Genomic DNA, 2,514 nt, shown 5'->3' on the forward strand with positions numbered 1-2,514 from the left:
TGCACCGCGGGCAGGCTGGCGGTCTCCGGCCGGGCGCCGCGCACCAGCTTCAGGATGGCGTCCAGCACCGCCTCGCTCACCGGGATGCGGCGGATCAGCGCCTGGGCGGCGATCAGCTCGGCGGCGGTCATCGCCGGCTGGGCGCGGGCCTCGGCGGCGCCGGTGGTGGCCAGCAGCATGGCGCGCTCGGCCGCCTCATCCGGATAGGTGACCTCGACCTCCAGCAGGAAACGGTCGAGCTGCGCCTCGGGCAGCGGGTAGGTGCCTTCCTGCTCGATCGGGTTCTGCGTCGCCAGCACGTGGAAGGGGGCGGGCAGGGCATGGGTGGCGCCGCCCATCGCCACCTTGCGCTCCTGCATCGCCTGCAGCAGGGCGGATTGCGTGCGGGGGCTGGCGCGGTTGATCTCATCCGCCATCAGCAACTGGCAGAAGACCGGGCCCTGGATGAAGCGGAAGGCGCGGCGGCCGGCCTCGCCCTCCTCCAGCACCTCGCTGCCCAGGATGTCGGCCGGCATCAAATCGGGGGTGAACTGCACCCGGCTCTCGGCCAGGCCGAGCACGGTGCCGAGCGTCTCCACCAGCTTGGTCTTGCCCAGGCCCGGCACGCCCACCAGCAGCACATGGCCGCCGGAGAGGATGGTGATCAGCACCTGCTCCACCACCTCGGGCTGGCCGAAGATCACGCGGCCCACCGCCTGGCGCACCCGGGCCAGCCGCGTCCCCAGCGCCTCGACCTCCGCGAGGAGGATGTTCGGATCGATGGGGTCCGCCACTTCAACCATGCCCTGGTGCCTCCTTATATAGCCGGATATGGGAAGCCGGCCCGCCTTGGCCAGCCCGCCCCTTCTGCCAGGAGCGAGACTTGGGGAAGCCTATGACCACCGGGCGCATGGACGAAGCATTGAAACAATCCGGCATCGAGCAGGGCTGCGGCCTGCACGCGCAGCCCGACGGCGCGGCGGCCCGAAAGCCGCCCGCCAGGGCGGCGAAAACGGGTGCCGCGAAACCCGGCGCCGCCCCGCGGCCGCGCCATGAATGCGGTTCGCTCGACATGCGCATCGCCAAGGATGGCAGCTGGCACTACAAGGGCAGCCCGATCGGCCGCAAGGAGCTGGTCTGCCTCTTCGCCTCCGTCCTCAAGCGCGAGGCGGATGGCAGCTACTGGCTGGAAACCCCGGCCGAGCGCGGCACGATCGAGGTGGAGGACGCCCCCTTCGTCGCCGTCGAGGTGTTCTGGCGCCGCTGCGCCGGCCGGCAATGCCTGACCTTCCGCACCAATCTGGACGAGATGGTCACCGCCGATGCCGACCACCCGATCCGTGTCGCCATCGACCCCCGCACCCGCCAGCCGCGCCCCTATGTGACGGTGCGCCCCGGCCTTGAGGCCCGCATCAACCGCGCCGTCTTCTATGAGCTGGTGGCGCTGGCCGAGCCCGAGCGCGTGCAGGGCCGCGAGGTGCTGGGCGTCTGGAGCGAGGGCATCTTCTTCCCGATCGACGAGGTGCCGGCGGTGCAGGGCGCGGCCGCCGGGTGAGCGGCGCCCCCCCACCCCCCGCCCTGGCCCCCGCTGCCCTGGAGCCTGACGAACTGGCCCGCCGCCTCTCCGACCCCGCCCGGCTGCGCTGGCTGGAGGGGGTGGTGGCCGGCGAGGACCGCGCGCTGGGCGAGCAGCCGCTCGACAGCGCCGCCGGCCCCGCCATCCCCGGAAAGCCCTCCGCCGTGCTGGTGCCGGTGGTGCTCGGCCCGCGCCCCAGCCTGCTGCTGACGCTGCGCGCCGCGAAGCTCTCCAGCCATGCCGGGCAGGTCGCCTTCCCCGGCGGCCGCATCGAGCCGGGCGAGACCCCCGAGCAGGCGGCGCTGCGCGAGGCGGCGGAGGAGATCGGCCTCGACCCCCGCCTGCCGCGCCTGCTCGGCCGGCTGCCCGGCCATGTCACCGGCACCGGCTACCATGTGACGCCGGTGCTGGCGCTGCTGCGGCCGCCGCTGAACATCCTCCCCTCGCCGGACGAGGTGGAGCAGGCCTTCGAATACGACCTGGCCGCGCTGCTCGATCCCGCCTTGCCGGAGCGCCGCAGCGCGATCTGGAAGGGCGAGCGGCGCAGCTTCTATGTCTGGCCGCACGCCACCCATTACGTCTGGGGCGCGACGGCGGCGATCATGCGCAACCTGGCCCTGCTGCTGCGGCGGGGATAGGCCGCATCGGCCTTCATCCCGGGCGGAGGGGAAGAAGGTGAGGGGAATGAATTCCCCTCAGACCCCTTCCTCTTTTTTCGGTTCTGGGTGGGCGCTGCCGGGGAATCCGTCAGGCCAAGGCGGGCTGAACCCTCCATCGCCGCAGGTCACGGACCTCCGGCGCGCTCCCCGGTCTGGGCCTGAACAGCCGGACGCCTGCCACAGCCAGCAAACTCGCAGAAAAAAGATGGGGTCCGGGGAATTCCTTCCCCGGCCTTCTTGTTTTCCCGCCCTGAATGTCGATGGACGCTCGCGCGCCTCAGCGCGGCCGCTTGCGCTCCG

General features: G+C 72.1%; 3 protein-coding genes. 2 read left to right on the forward strand and 1 reads right to left on the reverse strand.

All coding sequences use genetic code 11. From position 1 onward, the window contains the following. On the reverse strand, positions 1-782 hold a 782-nt coding region (locus HMPREF0731_RS07535; RefSeq protein ID WP_007003473.1), incomplete at its 3' end, for an AAA family ATPase. 152 nt (positions 783-934) lie between these two features. On the opposite strand from HMPREF0731_RS07535, the gene HMPREF0731_RS07540 reads away from it, so the two are divergent. Next, positions 935-1,534 carry a DUF1285 domain-containing protein gene (locus HMPREF0731_RS07540; RefSeq protein ID WP_245538309.1) on the forward strand — a complete coding sequence of 200 codons (600 nt, stop codon included), beginning with the start codon at positions 935-937 and terminating at the stop codon, positions 1,532-1,534. After that, positions 1,531-2,193 carry an NUDIX hydrolase gene (locus HMPREF0731_RS07545; RefSeq protein WP_007003475.1) on the forward strand — a complete coding sequence of 221 codons (663 nt, stop codon included), beginning with the start codon at positions 1,531-1,533 and terminating at the stop codon, positions 2,191-2,193. Before HMPREF0731_RS07540 ends, HMPREF0731_RS07545 begins: the two co-directional genes overlap by 4 nt. Positions 2,194-2,514 lie beyond the last annotated feature (321 nt).

Source organism: Pseudoroseomonas cervicalis ATCC 49957, assembly GCF_000164635.1.
Classification (GTDB): Bacteria; Pseudomonadota; Alphaproteobacteria; order Acetobacterales; family Acetobacteraceae; genus Pseudoroseomonas; species Pseudoroseomonas cervicalis.